Origin of the sequence: Exiguobacterium sp. s181 (assembly GCF_018617125.1) — a bacterium.
GTDB classification, from domain to species: domain Bacteria; phylum Bacillota; class Bacilli; order Exiguobacteriales; family Exiguobacteriaceae; genus Exiguobacterium; species Exiguobacterium profundum.
In genome coordinates, this window is record NZ_JACSJM010000001.1 from 921,087 (window position 1) to 937,939 (window position 16,853).

A 16,853-nucleotide genomic window follows, 5' to 3' on the forward strand; every position below is an offset into this window, starting at 1 on the left:
TGGAAATTACGCGGTCTTTCTTTCACGATAGGCGTGATAGTGCTAAAGTAAAAGAGGAATAACCGATTTTAATGAGGGGGCAATGCATCCATTGATTATGACTGATAAAATACCATTCGTCATGGAACATGCGAACGAAGCACAAGCTTTACTCGGACCGAAAGATGAAGTATTCCAGGCGATTGAAACAGAATTGAAAGTGGCACTCATCCCAAGGGGTGAGGAGTTGATTATTCAAGCCGATACACTTGAGGCTCTTGAATTAACGAAACAAGTGATCATCACCTTGCAGACGTTAGTGAAAAAAGGTGCACGTCTAAATGAAAGTGATGCCATTAGCGTCATCCAGCACATTCAAGTCGGAAAGGGAGATGAACTGCTCGAACATTATGAACGAGTTGTTTTTACGACGAATAAGGGGAAACCGATTCGTGCCAAGACAGTAGGTCAAAGCCGGTATGTTCGTGCGATTGAACGACGTGATCTCGTCTTTGGTATCGGACCAGCCGGAACAGGAAAGACGTACCTAGCTGTCGTACTTGCGGCGCGTGCCTTAAAAGAAGGGCAAGTCAAACGGATCATCTTGACGCGTCCTGCCGTTGAAGCGGGAGAGAACCTTGGATTTTTACCGGGAGATTTAAAAGAGAAAGTGGACCCGTATCTCCGCCCATTATACGACGCCCTATTTGATGTGTATGGCGTGGAACAGACGAACCGTTTGTTAGAACGGGGCACGATTGAAGTGGCTCCGCTCGCTTATATGCGTGGACGCACGTTAGAAGATGCGTTCGTCATCTTGGATGAGGCCCAGAATACAACAAAAGAACAGATGAAGATGTTTTTGACGCGACTCGGTTTTGGATCGAAAATGGTGGTCACAGGGGATTTGACCCAAGTCGATTTACCGAAAGGCAAGGCATCGGGGTTACAGGAAGCGTTACGCCTGTTAGAAGGTGTGGATGGTATTCATTTTGAACACTTCAGTGCGTCTGACGTCGTCCGTCATCCGCTCGTTAAGAAAATCATCAACGCCTATAGTACGGACCTCACTTAAATGTACGGGTGAGGTCACCAGATCGTGAAAGGGGGGGCACGAATGCAGCAAGCTAAAAACTGGACAGTCGCGACCATCTCGTTGATTTTCTTTCTCTTATTAGGCGCCATTCTATACTTTACCGTGCGCCCATCCATCATCAGTGTGGAACCGCTTGGGATTGCCGAACAGGATATTCGGTCTCCGATCACGGTTGAGGACCGTGTTGCGACCGAACGATTGAAACAAGAAGTGACAAATGGTGTCGGCAGTCAATTCTCCTTGAGAAAAGAATTTGCAGACCAACAAATCGCTAAAGTCGAGCAGTTGTTCGCAGCATTCGATCAGACGGATGAGGAGACTGAACTGGCGGACATTAAAAACCGTCTAAATTCTACAGAGGCGAACGGGGTATTAGCTGATGAAGAGTTGAATTCGCTTCTTGAAGCGAGTGAGGACACTCGACAAACGGTAGAAGATGTCACAGTCACTGCGTTACAACAAGTGATGGACGACCGGATTGAGACGAGTAATGAAGCGGTCGCTGCGGCTCGAGACCGAGCAGCAGCGATTATCGATCAATCGCCGCTCTCGTTTGAGTTCCGCGCCATTTCGAAAACGTTAAGCGATGAACTCATCGTACCGAACTATGTATTTGACTCTGAGGCGACCCGTCAAAAAGAACAAGAGGCCGTCGATGCTGTCGATCCTGTCATCATTCAAGAAGGACAGTTACTCGTCAGTCAAGGTGAGGTGGTGACTCGAGAGATATATCGGAAATTAGAGCTATCTGGAGCCATCGATCCGAATCGTTCCCTTGCACCATTATTCGGGTCATTCTTGCTCAGCGCATTGTTGACCGGTGGGTTTCTATTCATGCTCATCCGCTCGAAAATCAAAGACCTGTTACTGAGTCCGAAAATCTTAGTGACGGTCTATGGCTTGCTACTTTTACAACTCGGCGTCTTTTTTGGTGTCGGATATATCGGTGTCGATTTTACGACATATGCCTATATTTTAGCGCCGACAGCGTTCGTCGTATTGCTTCTACGCATCTTGATCGATGAACGAGTTGCGCTCGCCTCGGCCTTCATTACGATGATTGCCGGGAGTGTCGTTGTCACGTTCGGACAGAGCACGAATTTCATGACGCTCGTGTATGTGGCGACGGGTAGTTTTCTAGCTGTCTTTTTAGTTGAACCGAAAATTCAGCGGAAGCGACTATTCTTATCAGGGGTGTTGCTCGGTTTCGTCAACATCATCATGGTCATCGCGTTACTCTTACTTCGGAACGTGCAAGTTTCCTGGGAAATGGCGATGTATCTTTCTGGATTTGCCGTCATTAGCGCCTTGCTCTCCATTGTCTTGACGTTTGGCTTCCTGCCATTTTTGGAACCGTGGTTTGGCGTCTTGTCTTCTGGTCGACTTGTGGAATTGATGAGTCCGACGCATCCGCTGCTGCGGAAACTTTTAATGGAGGCACCTGGTACGTATCATCATAGTATGATGGTGGCGAACTTGGCAGAGTCCGCATGTGAGGCGATTGGTGCAGATGGTCTTCTCGCACGTGTCGCAAGCTATTATCACGATCTTGGGAAGACGGAGCGTCCCCTTCATTTCATTGAAAATCAACAAGGTGGAGGGAATCCTCATGATCGCTTGACGCCTGAAGAATCGGCAGACATTATTATGGCTCATCCTTATGACGGAGCGGATCTGTTGCGACGTTATAAATTACCGAAAGAAATCATCGATATAGCAGAGCAGCATCACGGAACGTCTTTATTGAAATATTTCTACGTTAAAGCGAAGGAAGATCCTGATAAAGAGGTGTTAGAGTCTCGTTTCCGCTACCCAGGTCCAAAGCCACAATCGCGCGAGGCTGCCGTTGTCATGATCGTCGATTCAATCGAAGCGGCTGTCCGTTCGCAGAAACAACCGACGCCAGAAAAAATCCGAATGCTCGTTCGAACCATTATTCGTGACAAGTTGGCGGATGGGCAGTTCGAAGAATGTGAATTGACGACGAAAGAAATTTGGCGCGTCGGAGAGAGCGCGTGTGAGACGCTGACCGGCTTGTTCCACGAACGAATCGAATACCCAGAATTAAAGAAAGAGGGAGAATTACATGCAAATCATCTCGAACGATGAACATGAATTGTTAACTACATCTCAAATCGAGCTCGTCGAGTCGATTTTACAACATGCCGCCCAACTAGAAGAGGTGGAAGAGCCGAGCGAATTGTCGGTCACGTATTTAACAAATGCGGAAATCCATGAGGTGAACCGAGAATGGCGAGGCAAAGATGCCCCGACCGATGTCATCAGTTTCGCATTTGATGAGATGGGGGATGACGAGATGGATTTCATGCTCGATGAAGATGAGCCACATCTTCTCGGTGACCTCGTCATCTCGGTAGAACGTTGCCGAGAACAGGCAGCTGACTATGGTCATTCGTTTGAGCGGGAGCTCGGCTTTTTAGCAATTCATGGGTTTCTCCATCTGCTTGGGTATGATCATATGACATCTGAGGAAGAAGCGGAGATGACGGCAAGGCAAGAAGAAGTGCTCACTCATTTTGAGTTGAAGCGAGGCAACGTGTGAGACCGTTCCGTGTGGCATGTGAGGGAATCCTCCATGCCGTTCGTTCGGAACGGAACATGCGACTCCATCTCCTGTCGGCTTTTCTCGTATTCGTCTTTACCATCTGGTTACAACCGACAAGACTCGAGATCGTCATCTTGTTCGGTTGGGTGATTGCCGTTATTAGCATGGAAATGATGAATACGGCAATCGAACGAACGGTTAATCTCGTGACAGAAGACGTCCATCCACTCGCGAAGCAAGCGAAAGATGTTGCCGCAGGAGCCGTTTTAGTTACTTCACTTGGTGCTGCCGTAACGGCGCTCATAATATTCGGTCCACGGCTATGGAACATGCTATACTAATAGTTCTGAAATAGAGAAAGCAGGTGCATTATGTATCAAGAAGATTTTAAATCCGGATTCGTCTCGATTATCGGACGACCGAACGTCGGGAAATCGACATTCTTAAACCGTGTGATCGGACAAAAGATTGCCATCATGTCGGATAAACCACAAACGACACGAAATAAGGTGCAAGGTGTGTACACAACCGATGATTCCCAAATCATCTTCATCGATACACCAGGGATTCACAAACCGAAACACCGCCTTGGCGACTTCATGATGAAAGTGGCGACGAACGCACTACGCGAAGTCGATGCGATTCTCTTCATGGTGAATGTGACGGAACCTCGTGGAGCCGGTGATGACTTCATTATTGAGAAACTCAAAGGGCTCGACACACCGATTATTCTCGTCATGAACAAGATCGATTTAATCCACCCGGATGAACTTCCGAAAGTGATTGAACAATATACGAACGAATTGGATTTCGCGGCGTACGTCCCGATTTCGGCGCTACAAGGCAACAACGTCGAACCGCTCTTAGGTGAGATCAAGAAATTGTTGCCTGAAGGACCGATGTATTATCCGGCCGATCAAGTGACGGACCACCCGGAGCGATTCATCATTTCGGAGATGATTCGTGAAAAAGTGTTGCATAAGACACGCGATGAAGTTCCTCACTCGATTGCTGTCGCCATTGAATCGATCAAGAAACGCGAGAACTCTGAGATGATCGATGTCGAAGCGGTGATCATGGTGGAGCGTGATTCGCAAAAAGGAATCATCATCGGAAAAAAAGGCGCCATGCTCCGTGAAATCGGAACAGACGCGCGCCATGATATCGAAGCGCTTCTCGGGACTAAAGTTTATTTGAACCTATGGGTAAAAGTGCAGAAAGACTGGCGTAACAAGATGGGTCAGCTTCGTGACCTCGGTTTCCGCGACGACGAGTATTGAGCCATGTTACAAAAAGTCACGGGAATCGTCGTTCGTACCGTTAATTATGGGGAATCGAATAAAGTCGTGACATTGTTTACAGAGGAACTTGGCAAAGTCGCGATCATGGCACGGGGTGCAAAGAAACCGGGTAGCCGGTTTCACGCCTCGAGTCAGCCGTTTGTGGAAGGTGTCTATATCTTTCCGTCTAGCCGAGGACTCGCTCAGTTAAAATCATCTGACGTCATGACGTCTTATCCTGAAATCCGAAAAGATGTCGAACGGATGGCATATGCGATGTATTGGTTAGAACTTGTTGATCGGTCTGTCGAGGATCGTGTCCAAAATCGTCCATTGTTTCGAATATTACGGGATGCCTTGCAGGCACTGAATGCGGGCATGGACGCAGATGTCATCACGCACTATGTTGAATTACGTATTTTGCATCTATTAGGTGTCGCCCCAGTCTTGACGGGATGTGTGCGCTGTGGAGATGTGACGGATCCCATGTACTTCTCTGTCGCGTCCGGTGGCTTTTTATGTGCGCGACATCCAGAAGAAGGAGTGATTCGGCTGTCCGAACGATTGGCGAAACTACTTTATTTGATGAGTAAGCACGAATTGTCAGAGTTTCGGAACGTTCCGCTATCGGATGAGTCCAGAGTCCTTTTGCGCCAGCTCTTTGATGCTTATATGGAATCGTATAGTGGACTACGATTGAAGACGAAGCGGGTGCTCGATCAAATGATTCGACTTCATCTGAATGAGGATTGACTTTTTATAGTGAATTCGATACGATGATGTACGATTAGACAAATGAAATAGCGTGCGCGATGAAGGAAAAAAGTAACTCTTCCTGTCATGAATGAAGCGAGTCCGGGGCGGTGTGAGCCGGGTATCATGAGAAGAGCGAATGGCGATTCCAGAGCGCCCACATCTTTTAAGAGTGGTCCCATTATTGGGGCAAGTAGGGTGGAACCGCGGGAATCAATCCCGTCCCTATGTGCTAGGCACATAGGGGCGTTTTTTGTCGTTTCAATACTATTGGAGGTGTCATTAATGAAGCACATGACAGTGCAAGAAATCATTCTCACGCTACAAAACTTTTGGGCGTCAAAAGGTTGTTTGACGATGCAGGCGTACGATGTGGAAAAAGGGGCCGGGACGATGAACCCGATGACATTCCTCAGAAGCCTTGGGCCAGAACCGTGGAACGTCTGTTATACCGAACCGTCACGCCGTCCAGCTGACGGTCGTTACGGAGAAAACCCGAACCGTCTTTACCAGCACCATCAGTTTCAGGTGATCATGAAGCCGTCACCAAACAACATTCAAGAGTTGTACTTGGAAAGTCTTGAACTGATTGGCATCAATCCGCTTGAGCATGACATCCGTTTCGTCGAAGATAACTGGGAAAACCCGACATTCGGAGCAGCAGGTCTCGGTTGGGAAGTTTGGTTGAACGGAATGGAAATCACGCAGTTCACGTACTTCCAACAAGTCGGTGGAATCGAGTGTGACCCGATTGCCGTGGAAATCACATACGGACTTGAACGTCTCGCTTCATACATTCAAGAAGTAGAAAGTGTATTCGACCTTGTTTGGACGGACGGATTCAAATATGGTGACATCTTCTATCAACCAGAATTTGAACATTCGAAATATACGTTCGAACTGTCTGACGTCGACATGTTGTTCACGTTATTTGATACGTATGAGAAAGAAGCGAAGCGTGCGCTTGAAGAAAACCTTGTCTTCCCTGCATACGATTACATTCTAAAATGTTCGCATACGTTCAACTTGTTGGACGCGAAAGGCGCCATTTCTGTGACGGAACGTACCGGCTTCATCCAGCGTGTCCGGAACATGTCGCGTGCGTGTGCCGCTAAATTTATTGAAGAACGGGAACGCCTTGGATTCCCACTTTTGAAACAAGAGAAAGCAGGTGACTTGAATGCGTGACCTTCTGTTAGAGATTGGATTAGAGGAACTGCCAGCTCAATATGTCTTGCGTTCAGAGAAACAGTTGGCGGAACGTGTTGATGCGTTCTTAAAAGAGGCGCGTGTTGATTTTGGCTCAATCGAAGTGTACTCGACACCACGTCGTTTGGCTGTCATCGTTCGGGATGTGGCTGAAACGCAACAAGATTTGACAGAAACCCTTCGTGGACCTGCCAAAAAGATTGCACAAGATGCGGAAGGTAACTGGTCGAAAGCGGCACAAGGTTTTGCGCGTGGCCGCGGATTGACAGTAGAAGATCTCTATTTCGCAGAAGAAAAAGGAGTCGAGTACGTCTTCGCGGAACGCCATGAAAAGGGACAAGAGACTCTCTCGCTATTGAACGGTCTTGAAGATGTAGTCCGTAGCTTGACGTTCCCGAAAAACATGAAATGGGGAACGAGCAGCCTACGGTATATGCGCCCGATTCGTTGGTTGATCGCCCTCTTTGGTCAAGACATCATCGACTTCACAATCGAAGGTGTGAACACGAATAACGTAACGCGTGGGCATCGTTTCCTCAGTAAAGGGGACGTGGTCATCTCATCACCTGCCGAATATGTCCAGACATTAGAGTCTGCTTTTGTCATGGCGAACTACGAGATGCGTAAAGCTGAAATCGAACGTCAAATTCAAGAGCTTGCCACGAAACAAGGATGGACGATCCCACTTGATGCCGACTTGCTTGAGGAAGTGACAAACTTAGTCGAATGGCCGACCGCTCTCTTCGGGGAATTTGATGAAGCGTACCTCGACTTGCCTGAAGAAGTATTGATCACAACGATGAAAGAGCATCAACGTTATTTCCCGGTCTATCTCGACGGAACGTTGAAAAACTATTTTGTGACGGTACGAAACGGGAATGCCGAGCACCTTGAAAATGTAGCGCGCGGTAACGAGAAAGTCATTCGGGCCCGTCTTGCGGATGCCGTGTTCTTCTATGAAGAAGACAAAAAGACGAAAATCGATGATCAGCTCGGACGTCTCGATCGCATCGTCTTCCATGAAAAATTGGGAACGACTGGTGCGAAAGCGCGTCGTGTGACGAAAATCGCTCAGGAACTTGCACCGTTGTTCGAGGCAGACCTTGAAAAAGTAAGCCGTGCTGGTGCCATTCATAAATTTGATCTCGTGAGCCAGATGGTATACGAGTTCACAGAACTTCAAGGAATCATGGGTGAGAAATATGCACTCCAACAAGGTGAAGACAAGGAAGTGGCAGCGGCAATCCGTGAGCATTACATGCCACGCTTTGCTGGGGACGCTTCTCCAGAGACGGCAACGGGTGCCGTTCTTGCCCTTGCCGACAAATTAGACTCGATTGCAGCATTCTTTGGCATCGGGATGATTCCGAGCGGTTCACAAGACCCGTTCGCGCTTCGTCGCCAGGCCCAAGGTGTCGTTCAGATTCTTGGAGATTGGAAGATTGATCTCTCAATCGACACGTTGCTTTCAAAAGTTGTCGAATTACAACTGGAAGCAGGACTCTATGAAGCCGATAAAGAACAAGTTAAGGCACAACTAGATGAGTTCTTCAAATTGCGCTTGAAATATCGCCTGCAAGAACAGCAGGTTCGTTATGATGTGATTGACGCCGTATTGACGACCTCATTGACGGTTGTGCGACTCGATGCTCGCGCAGACGCGATTCAAGAATTTGTATCGACGGATGCGAAGGCGTTGATTGAGCAATTGTCGCGCGTCGTGAACATTTCGAAAAAAGGTGAAGCGGGAGATGTCGATCCTTCCTTGTTTGAGAACGATCATGAGATTGCATTGCATGATGCGATTGAACAGACCGCTCCTGCAACAGCCGAAGCTGTCGAGATGGGAGATTACAAGAAAGCGCTCGACCTTCTACAACAACTCGAATCACCGATTATGATGTACTTCGAACATACAATGGTTATGAGTGATGATGAGGCGGTCCGCAAAAACCGTCTCCATGAAATGAACCGACTTGCAACGACGATTAAGCGTGTCGCAGATTTCAACGCGCTCGTACTCTAAACAAACTAGAGGGGGTTGGCTATGCAACTGAATGAACGCCAACAAAAAATCGCCGAGATCGTGAAGGAGAACGGGCCGATCACAGGGGAACAAATCGCACAAGAGCTCTCATTGACACGTGCGACCCTGCGGCCTGACCTCGCTATTTTGACGATGACAGGCATACTTGAAGCTAGACCTCGTGTCGGCTACACGTTCGTTGGCAAACGGAATTCGTCGATGCTACGAGAAAAGTTAGATTCGCTGACCGTAGGCGACTTCATGTCTTCTGCGAAAGTCGTACGGGATGAGATGACGGTATATGATGCGATTGTCACGTTGTTCTTAGAAGATGTCGGCTCATTGTTCGTTGTCGGACGTGACCGGGAGTTAGTCGGAGTTTTATCTCGTAAAGACCTCCTTCGTGCGGCCATCGGAAATCAAGACTTAGACCAGTTACCCGTCAACGTCATCATGACCCGCATGCCGAACATTACAGTATGTGAGAAAACAGAAACGTTGATTCGAGCTGGGATGAAATTGATTGAGAAACAAATCGATGCCATGCCCGTCGTAGAAGAAAAAGATGGGAAATTGATTGTACTGGGCCGTATGACGAAGACCAATATGACGAAGGTGCTCATTGCGTTAGCGAACGATGAGTCGATCTGAGGAGGAAATCGAATTGACTACGAAACAACTCGTGTTCGTTGTAAGTGACTCGGTCGGAGAGACGTGTGAACTCGTCGTCCGCGCAGCGAGTATCCAATTCCACGAGAATGCGATCGAAACCCTTCGCATTCCGTTCGTCGAAGATGAGCAGACGATTATCGATGTCGTCACGCAAGCAAAAGCACAACAGGCCATCATTGCGTTCACGCTCGTTAATGAGGAACATCGCGCCCTTCTCATGCGACTTGGTAAAGCGCATCAAGTGAAAACGGTTGATTTGCTCGGAGATTTGCTCGATGTATTATCTAGCCAATTGAAAGAAGCGCCACGTGAAAAGCCGGGGCTCATCTATCGATTGGATGATGATTACTTCCGAAAAATCGAGGCGATGGAGTTTGCCGTCAAGTATGACGATGGTCGGGACCCACGTGGCCTGAAAAAAGCTGATATCGTGTTGGTCGGTGTTTCTCGAACGTCAAAGACGCCGCTATCTCAATATCTGGCACTGAAACGATATAAAGTCGCGAACGTGCCACTCGTTCCAGAATCGAGACCGCCTGAGGAATTGTTTGATTTGCCTGCTGAACGATGTGTCGGGTTGATCATCTCCCCGGAAAAGCTGATTTCAATCCGAATGGAACGTCTCAAATCGCTAGGTTTGAAGCCGGAAGCAGATTATGCGCAGCTAGAGCGAATCAATCGTGAACTCGAGTATGCGCGTGGTATTTATGAACGAATCGGTTGCGATGTCATCGATGTGACGAACAAAGCAGTTGAAGAAACGGCAGGGATCATCTTGCGTCATCTTGAACAGTCTAAAGATGATTGAATGAGTAAGTGTTTCAATTAGTAATCATTGCTTCAAGAGGGTATAATAGAGTATTGACAGTACAGTGAAACGGAACGTGATGAGCGTTCCGTTTCGTTGCGAGATTGGAAACAGGGAGTGGTCAACATGCCACGAATACCAGATGAAGTCATCGCAGAAGTGAAACAAGCGACCGATATCGTAGAATTGATTGGCGAACGTGTCGAATTAAAGAAACAAGGACACCGCCTTGTCGGATTATGTCCGTTTCATTCCGAAAACTCACCTTCTTTCTCCGTTTCACCTGAAAAAGGGATGTATCACTGTTTCGGTTGTGGCGCCGGCGGAAATGTATTTACGTTCGTGATGGAAACCGAGGGATTGTCGTTTCCTGAGACGGTCGAACGCTTGGCAACACGGGCGAATATTTCGGTAGACGGGATCCAAGGGGACGAGGAACTGACGCGAGAACAGGTATGGCGCAAACAGATGCGTGATGCGCATCGCCTTGTCGCTGACTTGTATCATGAAGTGTTGATGAAAACAGAAGCTGGAGAAGTGGGCTTAACGTATTTACGGGATCGTGATCTGGCTGAAGAGACGATTGCGCAATACAAGATCGGTTTTGCCCCAGACCAACGACGCTTTACTGTCGAGCTGTTGGAGCGGCGCGGGTTTGATTTAGAAGTAATGGTTGAGGCAGGTTTGATTTCAAAGTCGAAGTCCGGTGAATATTTTGACCGATTTGAAGGACGGGTCGTCTTTCCGATTGCGGATCGAGACGGCACCATCGTTGGCTTCAGTGGACGAGCGATTGATGATCGACAACCAAAATATGTGAATACGGCTGAGACGCCACTCTTCAATAAGAGCGAGTTATTGTTCGGCTTCTCTCAAGCCCGGGCGACGATGCGTAAGAAAAAGCGTGTCTTCCTCGTTGAAGGGAACGTTGACGTTTTACAAGTCGCGCAAGCGGGCACACAAGAAGTTGTGGCATCGCTCGGAACCGCGTTCTCTCCTCAACATGCGAGGGCGCTATCTCGAATCGTGGATGAAGTCATTATCTGTTATGACGGAGACCACGCGGGACAAGAAGCGACACAAAAAGTCATTCGCCTCTTAGAAGCGTCTCCACTCGATGTACAAGTTTTGCCACTACCGGAAAAGACGGACCCAGATGACTATATCCGTCAGCATGGGGCAACTCACTGGCAGCAGTTTATTGAAACTGAGCAGTTGAGTGTTCTCGATTTTATGAATCGCATGTACCGGCGAGGAAAAAACTTGAACCGAGAAGGAGAACGGATTCGCTTTATTGAATCTATGCTTGAAGAGATCGGGAAGACAAATGATTCGATTCGAAGAGATTTATATGTGAAGAAACTGTCGGATGAGTTTGAGATTCCGCTAGAGACGCTCCGTTCGAGAATTCCTCGTCCGACGTCAAGTGAATCAACTCCCAACCGTGCGATGGAACCTGTAGAGCCGGTACGGAAGCGTTCGAGTAAAACAGGTGAGCCTCGTTGGATGAAAGCCGAGAAGTACTTGTTGCGTGCGATGTTGACGGGACCGGAGCAGGTCCGTTTCGTACGCGACCGTTTAGGGCTTCGTTATCAAGATGAAACCCATCGTATGTTAGGGTCAGCATTGTATGAAATCGTATCCGATACGATGACACAGGATGAGTTTGATCAAATCACGCTTTCGTTCATGGAGCGTTATTGCGATCAACGCCCTGATTATGCGATGCGTTTTGCAGAGATCCGTCTGATGGCTGGACCGGATGAACTGTCTGAAGAGGTTTTAGACGAATACATTCGGGTGATAAACAGTTATGAGGAGCAACGTCAAATCGAGCGTGCAAAAAGGGAAATCGCTCAAGACGCCGAAAGTATTGTAGACCAGGCGTCCAAGCTACAAGAATTGATTGCCCGTAGTCGTCGTCTTCGAGAGCGATGATCGTGGATGAAGTTTGGAAGGAGTTGAACTGCTAGATGGCAGAGAAGAAGAAAGAGGATTTATTTAACGCCATAGAGGAACTTGAGAAGTTAGGTAAGAAAAAAGGCGTCGTCTCAATGCAAGCAATCCAAGATCGCCTTAGTCACTTCGAGGTGGATTCGGATTTCATCGATAACTTCATCGAAGATTTAGAGGCTAAAGATATCCGTGTCACAGAAGATGCTGCGGACGCAGAAGAAACACCTGCGAAAAAAGAGGATGAAGAAGTCGATTTGAACGACTTATCAGTACCTCCTGGAATCAAAATCAACGACCCGGTTCGGATGTATTTAAAAGAAATCGGACGTGTCGACCTTCTAAGTGCGAAAGATGAGACGGAGCTCGCTAAACGAATCGAGCAAGGGGACGAAGAAGCGAAAAAACGTCTCGCAGAAGCGAACCTACGTCTCGTCGTGTCGATTGCGAAGCGTTATGTCGGTCGTGGGATGCTCTTCCTTGATTTGATTCAAGAAGGGAACATGGGACTCATTAAAGCGGTCGAAAAATTCGACTACATGAAAGGGTTCAAATTCTCGACGTATGCGACGTGGTGGATTCGCCAAGCCATCACACGTGCGATTGCTGACCAAGCCCGTACGATTCGTATTCCTGTACACATGGTGGAAACAATCAACAAATTGATTCGTGTCCAACGTCAATTGCTTCAAGACCTCGGTCGCGAACCTTCTCCGGAAGAGATTGCCAAAGAGATGGAACTCACACCTGAGAAAGTCCGTGAAATTCTAAAGATTGCCCAAGAACCTGTTTCTTTAGAGACACCGATTGGGGAAGAAGACGATTCACATCTCGGTGACTTCATCGAAGACCAAGATGCGATGGCTCCTCAAGATGCGGCAGCCTATGAATTGTTGAAAGAGCAATTAGAAGACGTGTTGGATACGTTGACAGACCGTGAAGAGAACGTCCTTCGCCTGCGTTTCGGACTAGACGATGGCCGCACACGCACACTCGAAGAAGTTGGTAAAGTATTCGGTGTCACACGTGAGCGGATTCGTCAAATCGAGGCGAAAGCCCTTCGTAAATTGCGTCACCCGAGCCGTTCCAAACGCTTGAAAGACTTCCTCGATTAATTTCATATTTGAATAAAGTGTGAAGTTTTAGAAGAAAGGAAGGAAAATGAGTGATTTTCCTTCCTTCTTTATTATTTTTTGAGTAAAATAGTGTTGGATAGAAATTTGGAATGAACATGAGGGGGAACTACAATGCGTAATCCATTGTTACCGTTTGCGGCAATCGCAATCGTCGCAATTATTGCCATGGTATCATTATCGTATTTTGGGGTGAATCAGGCGCAACAAGCGGCTGAAGGTCCGGCAGTCACTGAAATGAACCCAGAAGAGTTGTATGCTGCGAAGGGTTGCACAGGTTGCCACGGCGGAAACCTTGAAGGTGGCGTCGGTCCAGCACTTACAGGTGTCGGCGATCGTCTTTCACCAGAAGAAATCGCAAACATCATCGTCAACGGTCAAGGTGCGATGCCAGCAGGTCTTGCATCCGCTGAAGAAGCTGAAGTGCTTGCGAACTGGTTGATTGAACAATAAGAGGTGACGCACTCCATGATGGGGTGCGTTTTTTGTTGTCGAACTGTAGAGAATTCGATACGCTAGGGAAGAAGTAGAACAAAGGAGTTGTCTGTATGCAAGAACGTGTCATGTTAGACCGACGATTGAAGCAGGTTGTCGATTATATCCCAAAAGGAAGTGTGCTCGCCGATATTGGTTCGGATCATGCGTATGTCCCATGCTATGCCTTTCAGCAAGGAATCATTTCAAAAGGAATCGCGGGTGAAGTGAACGTTGGGCCGATGGAAGCTGCGAGAGCACAAGTCGATTTGATTGGGGCAGGTGATACCATTGATGTACGCCTTGGCGATGGTCTTGCTGTCTTACAGCCCAATGAAGCGACGTGTATCTCGATTTGCGGGATGGGCGGCAGTTTGATTCGCTCCATTCTCGAAGCGGGTCAAGATAAGCTCGGTGCGGTCGAACGGCTCGTCCTTCAACCGAACGTTGATGGGCAACACGTACGAAGCTGGCTGCTTGAACATGGATATGTCCTTGTCGAAGAGGCAATTGTGGAAGAAAATGATAAGGTTTACGAAATCCTTGTCGGAGAAAAAGGAACTGAGTCCATTTATAGTGACGAGTCGGACGAGCGCATGTGGCAGTTGTTATTCGGTCCATATCTCGTTCAAGAGCGACCAGAAGCATTTAAACTCAAGTGGAGTCGTGAAGCTGATAAGCTCGATTATGTGCTTGGACAGATGGCAGCTGGCATTCAATCGGAAGCCTTGATTCAAAAACAAGTGGAGTTCAAACGGATGCGTGACAAGATGAGAGAGGTGAGTCAGTAATGGCGAACGGCAATCAAGTGATTCAATTGTTTGAGGAATTTGCACCGAAACATTTGGCGGTCGAAGGGGATAAAATCGGCTTGCAGATTGGCTCGCTCAACAAAGAAGTCAAACGGGTCATGGTCACGCTTGATGTACTTGAATCGGTTGTGGATGAAGCGATTGAGAAACAGATCGATTTGATTATCGCGCATCATCCACCCATCTTTAGTCCGTTAGCTCAAGTCAATGACCGTTCCACGGCTGGGAAGATTACGATGAAATGTATTCAGCACGATATCGCGGTCTATGTCGCTCATACGAATTTAGACGTATGCAGTGGTGGTGTGAACGATTGGATGAGTGAGGCGATTGGTCTCCGCGATACGAAAGTACTCGTCCCGACCTATGAGGAGCCGGTCTATAAACTAAGTGTATTCGTTCCATCCACGCATGCGCATGACGTATCCCTGGCTCTAGGAAAAGCGGGTGCTGGACATATTGGTGACTATGCGGACTGTCAGTTCCGTGTTTCCGGAACGGGGCAATTCACTCCGCTCGAGGGGACAGATCCCTTCATCGGTCGCCCGCATGAAACGGAACAAGTGGACGAGGTGAAAATCGAAACGGTCGTTCGGGAGAGTCAGAAGAAGCGTGTACTAAAAGCAATGAAAGACGCCCATCCATATGAGGAAGTGGCGTATGACCTCATGCGCGATGAAATCGAGGGCCATGTATTTGGGCTAGGGCGAATCGGTCGACTTGAACAGGCCATGACACTTGAACAGTTTGCCGAACACGTGAAAACAAGCTTTGGGGTTGAGGGCGTGCGAGTTGTCGGAGACCCGGGGCGTTCGATTGAAAAAGTTGCCGTATTGGGTGGAGACGGGAATAAGTATGTGTCTACTGCGCATTTCAAAGGTGCAGATGCATATGTGACGGGTGATTTATATTTCCATGTGGCTCATGATGCGATGGCGCTTGGACTCGCAGTCGTAGACCCGGGACATCATGTCGAGAGTATCATGAAACAAGGTGTGATCGACGTGCTCAGCAAAAAGTTTGAAAAAGCGAAAATCAATGTCGACTTGATTCAATCTGTTGCCAACACGAATCCGTTTCAATTCAAGTAAAGCCTAAAAATCCCCCATCCTCTGAGAGAATGGGGGATTCCTTCACTTACGCAATGCTTTCACTTTCGGTAAGATACTCCGAAGTTCAAGAAATGGCGTTTTATCATGCGTGCTTAAATCGTCTGGGTCATATTGCGATAAAAAGTCGATGACTTTTTTCGTGATCGGTGTCGGGGTAGAGGCGCCCGACGTCACAGCGACGGTCTCCACGCCTTCGAGCCAATTCAAGTCAAGTTCACTCAAGTCACCGATCCGATAGGCATTTGTTCCGGCAATCTCTTTTGAAACTTGTGCTAAGCGATTGGAGTTATTTGATTTGGGATCTCCGACGACAATCAATAATTCGCAGTCTCCCGCTTGTTCAGCGACGGCTTCTTGACGAACTTGCGTCGCGTTACAGATTTCATTATGCACTTCCACGTGAGGATAACGGGCTTGAATCGTTTCAATTAATGCGGAAACGTCCCATTGACTCATCGTCGTCTGGTTCGTCACCAAAATTTTTCGTTCGAACAAGCGACTCGGCAACTGATCGATTTCATGTTCATATTGAATCAAATGAACATGGTCTGGTGCAACCCCGATTGCACCCTCCGGTTCCGGATGCCCATGTTTTCCGATATAGATGACATCATATCCTTCTGCCGTTTTCTCACGAATCAAATCGTGTGTGACTAAGACGTCAGGACAAGAGGCGTCTACAATCGTCAATCCTTTCTCGATGGCACGTTTCCGGACGAGTGGTGAAATGCCGTGCGCCGTGAAGACGACCGTTCCTCGATCGATGGTTTCGAGCGCTTGCATGCGGTCTTCTCCATCAACGGTTTTGACACCGAGATCCTCAAACGCCTGCGTGACGTGACGGTTATGGACAATCATTCCAAGTATATGAATCGGGCGTGGCAAATCTGGATTTGCGACGGCCTCATTTGCGAGCTTCATGGCATCGACGACACCATAACAATATCCGCGTGGGCTAATTTTTTTAACTTTCATATGAA

The 16,853-nt window shown here is 47.9% G+C and carries 16 protein-coding genes; 15 read left to right on the plus strand and 1 reads right to left on the minus strand.

Annotated features, from left to right (window positions below):
* The first annotated feature begins 82 nt into the window (after positions 1–82).
* From KNO70_RS04740 to KNO70_RS04810, 15 genes are all read left to right on the plus strand, one after another.
* Positions 83–1,054 (plus strand): PhoH family protein, encoded by a 972-nt coding sequence (locus KNO70_RS04740; RefSeq protein ID WP_074036604.1) that lies wholly within the window; start codon positions 83–85, stop codon positions 1,052–1,054.
* Between the two features lie 42 nt (positions 1,055–1,096).
* The gene (locus KNO70_RS04745) at positions 1,097–3,184 is read left to right on the plus strand and encodes an HD family phosphohydrolase (protein WP_078147157.1); all 2,088 of its coding nucleotides are present in this window, start codon (positions 1,097–1,099) and stop codon (positions 3,182–3,184) included.
* Positions 3,162–3,638, plus strand: a complete 477-nt coding sequence (ybeY, locus tag KNO70_RS04750; protein WP_078147156.1) for an rRNA maturation RNase YbeY — start codon at positions 3,162–3,164, stop codon at positions 3,636–3,638. The genes KNO70_RS04745 and ybeY overlap by 23 nt, the downstream gene beginning before the upstream one ends.
* Positions 3,635–3,982, plus strand: a complete 348-nt coding sequence (locus tag KNO70_RS04755) for a diacylglycerol kinase family protein (protein WP_078147155.1) — start codon at positions 3,635–3,637, stop codon at positions 3,980–3,982. Before ybeY ends, KNO70_RS04755 begins: the two co-directional genes overlap by 4 nt.
* 30 nt (positions 3,983–4,012) lie before the next feature.
* A complete protein-coding gene (gene era / locus KNO70_RS04760) occupies positions 4,013–4,921 on the plus strand; it encodes a GTPase Era (protein WP_012726647.1) in 909 nt (302 codons plus the stop codon).
* 3 nt (positions 4,922–4,924) lie between these two features.
* Positions 4,925–5,674, plus strand: a complete 750-nt coding sequence (recO, locus tag KNO70_RS04765; protein ID WP_078147154.1) for a DNA repair protein RecO — start codon at positions 4,925–4,927, stop codon at positions 5,672–5,674.
* Positions 5,675–5,968: 294 nt separating this feature from the next.
* The gene (gene glyQ, locus KNO70_RS04770; RefSeq protein ID WP_196431848.1) at positions 5,969–6,862 is read left to right on the plus strand and encodes a glycine--tRNA ligase subunit alpha; all 894 of its coding nucleotides are present in this window, start codon (positions 5,969–5,971) and stop codon (positions 6,860–6,862) included.
* The gene (gene glyS, locus KNO70_RS04775; RefSeq protein ID WP_214684008.1) at positions 6,855–8,909 is read left to right on the plus strand and encodes a glycine--tRNA ligase subunit beta; all 2,055 of its coding nucleotides are present in this window, start codon (positions 6,855–6,857) and stop codon (positions 8,907–8,909) included. The genes glyQ and glyS overlap by 8 nt, the downstream gene beginning before the upstream one ends.
* A gap of 21 nt (positions 8,910–8,930) precedes the next feature.
* Entirely contained in the window at positions 8,931–9,560 is a 630-nt protein-coding gene (gene ccpN, locus KNO70_RS04780; RefSeq protein WP_078147152.1) for a transcriptional regulator CcpN, read from the plus strand.
* Positions 9,547–10,389 carry a pyruvate, water dikinase regulatory protein gene (locus tag KNO70_RS04785; RefSeq protein WP_078147151.1) on the plus strand — a complete coding sequence of 281 codons (843 nt, stop codon included), beginning with the start codon at positions 9,547–9,549 and terminating at the stop codon, positions 10,387–10,389. Before ccpN ends, KNO70_RS04785 begins: the two co-directional genes overlap by 14 nt.
* Positions 10,390–10,515: 126 nt before the next feature.
* Complete coding sequence (gene dnaG / locus KNO70_RS04790; RefSeq protein WP_214684009.1) at positions 10,516–12,327, plus strand: DNA primase; 1,812 nt, start codon at positions 10,516–10,518, stop codon at positions 12,325–12,327.
* Between the two features lie 35 nt (positions 12,328–12,362).
* Complete coding sequence (gene rpoD / locus KNO70_RS04795; protein ID WP_012726640.1) at positions 12,363–13,457, plus strand: RNA polymerase sigma factor RpoD; 1,095 nt, start codon at positions 12,363–12,365, stop codon at positions 13,455–13,457.
* Positions 13,458–13,589: 132 nt separating this feature from the next.
* Positions 13,590–13,928, plus strand: a complete 339-nt coding sequence (gene cccA, locus KNO70_RS04800; RefSeq protein WP_012726639.1) for a cytochrome c550 — start codon at positions 13,590–13,592, stop codon at positions 13,926–13,928.
* A gap of 95 nt (positions 13,929–14,023) precedes the next feature.
* Complete coding sequence (locus KNO70_RS04805; RefSeq protein ID WP_214684010.1) at positions 14,024–14,740, plus strand: tRNA (adenine(22)-N(1))-methyltransferase; 717 nt, start codon at positions 14,024–14,026, stop codon at positions 14,738–14,740.
* Positions 14,740–15,852 (plus strand): Nif3-like dinuclear metal center hexameric protein, encoded by a 1,113-nt coding sequence (locus KNO70_RS04810; protein ID WP_078147147.1) that lies wholly within the window; start codon positions 14,740–14,742, stop codon positions 15,850–15,852. The genes KNO70_RS04805 and KNO70_RS04810 overlap by 1 nt, the downstream gene beginning before the upstream one ends.
* Before the next feature lie 42 nt (positions 15,853–15,894).
* Here the strand turns inward: KNO70_RS04810 and KNO70_RS04815 are convergent, their stop codons facing one another.
* Complete coding sequence (locus KNO70_RS04815; RefSeq protein WP_012726636.1) at positions 15,895–16,848, minus strand: 4-hydroxy-3-methylbut-2-enyl diphosphate reductase; 954 nt, start codon at positions 16,846–16,848, stop codon at positions 15,895–15,897.
* Positions 16,849–16,853: the final 5 nt, after the last annotated feature.

What these genes read in the sequence shown, in the direction of transcription:
- KNO70_RS04740 (WP_074036604.1), top strand. Translation starts at nt 83, where the DNA reads ATGCATCCATTGATTATGACTGATAAAATACCATTCGTCATGGAACAT.
- KNO70_RS04745 (WP_078147157.1), top strand. Translation starts at nt 1,097, where the DNA reads ATGCAGCAAGCTAAAAACTGGACAGTCGCGACCATCTCGTTGATTTTC.
- ybeY (WP_078147156.1), top strand. Translation starts at nt 3,162, where the DNA reads ATGCAAATCATCTCGAACGATGAACATGAATTGTTAACTACATCTCAA.
- era (WP_012726647.1), top strand. Translation starts at nt 4,013, where the DNA reads ATGTATCAAGAAGATTTTAAATCCGGATTCGTCTCGATTATCGGACGA.
- recO (WP_078147154.1), top strand. Translation starts at nt 4,925, where the DNA reads ATGTTACAAAAAGTCACGGGAATCGTCGTTCGTACCGTTAATTATGGG.
- glyQ (WP_196431848.1), top strand. Translation starts at nt 5,969, where the DNA reads ATGACAGTGCAAGAAATCATTCTCACGCTACAAAACTTTTGGGCGTCA.
- glyS (WP_214684008.1), top strand. Translation starts at nt 6,855, where the DNA reads ATGCGTGACCTTCTGTTAGAGATTGGATTAGAGGAACTGCCAGCTCAA.
- ccpN (WP_078147152.1), top strand. Translation starts at nt 8,931, where the DNA reads ATGCAACTGAATGAACGCCAACAAAAAATCGCCGAGATCGTGAAGGAG.
- KNO70_RS04785 (WP_078147151.1), top strand. Translation starts at nt 9,547, where the DNA reads ATGAGTCGATCTGAGGAGGAAATCGAATTGACTACGAAACAACTCGTG.
- dnaG (WP_214684009.1), top strand. Translation starts at nt 10,516, where the DNA reads ATGCCACGAATACCAGATGAAGTCATCGCAGAAGTGAAACAAGCGACC.
- rpoD (WP_012726640.1), top strand. Translation starts at nt 12,363, where the DNA reads ATGGCAGAGAAGAAGAAAGAGGATTTATTTAACGCCATAGAGGAACTT.
- cccA (WP_012726639.1), top strand. Translation starts at nt 13,590, where the DNA reads ATGCGTAATCCATTGTTACCGTTTGCGGCAATCGCAATCGTCGCAATT.
- KNO70_RS04805 (WP_214684010.1), top strand. Translation starts at nt 14,024, where the DNA reads ATGCAAGAACGTGTCATGTTAGACCGACGATTGAAGCAGGTTGTCGAT.
- KNO70_RS04810 (WP_078147147.1), top strand. Translation starts at nt 14,740, where the DNA reads ATGGCGAACGGCAATCAAGTGATTCAATTGTTTGAGGAATTTGCACCG.
- KNO70_RS04815 (WP_012726636.1), bottom strand. Translation starts at nt 16,848, where the DNA reads ATGAAAGTTAAAAAAATTAGCCCACGCGGATATTGTTATGGTGTCGTC.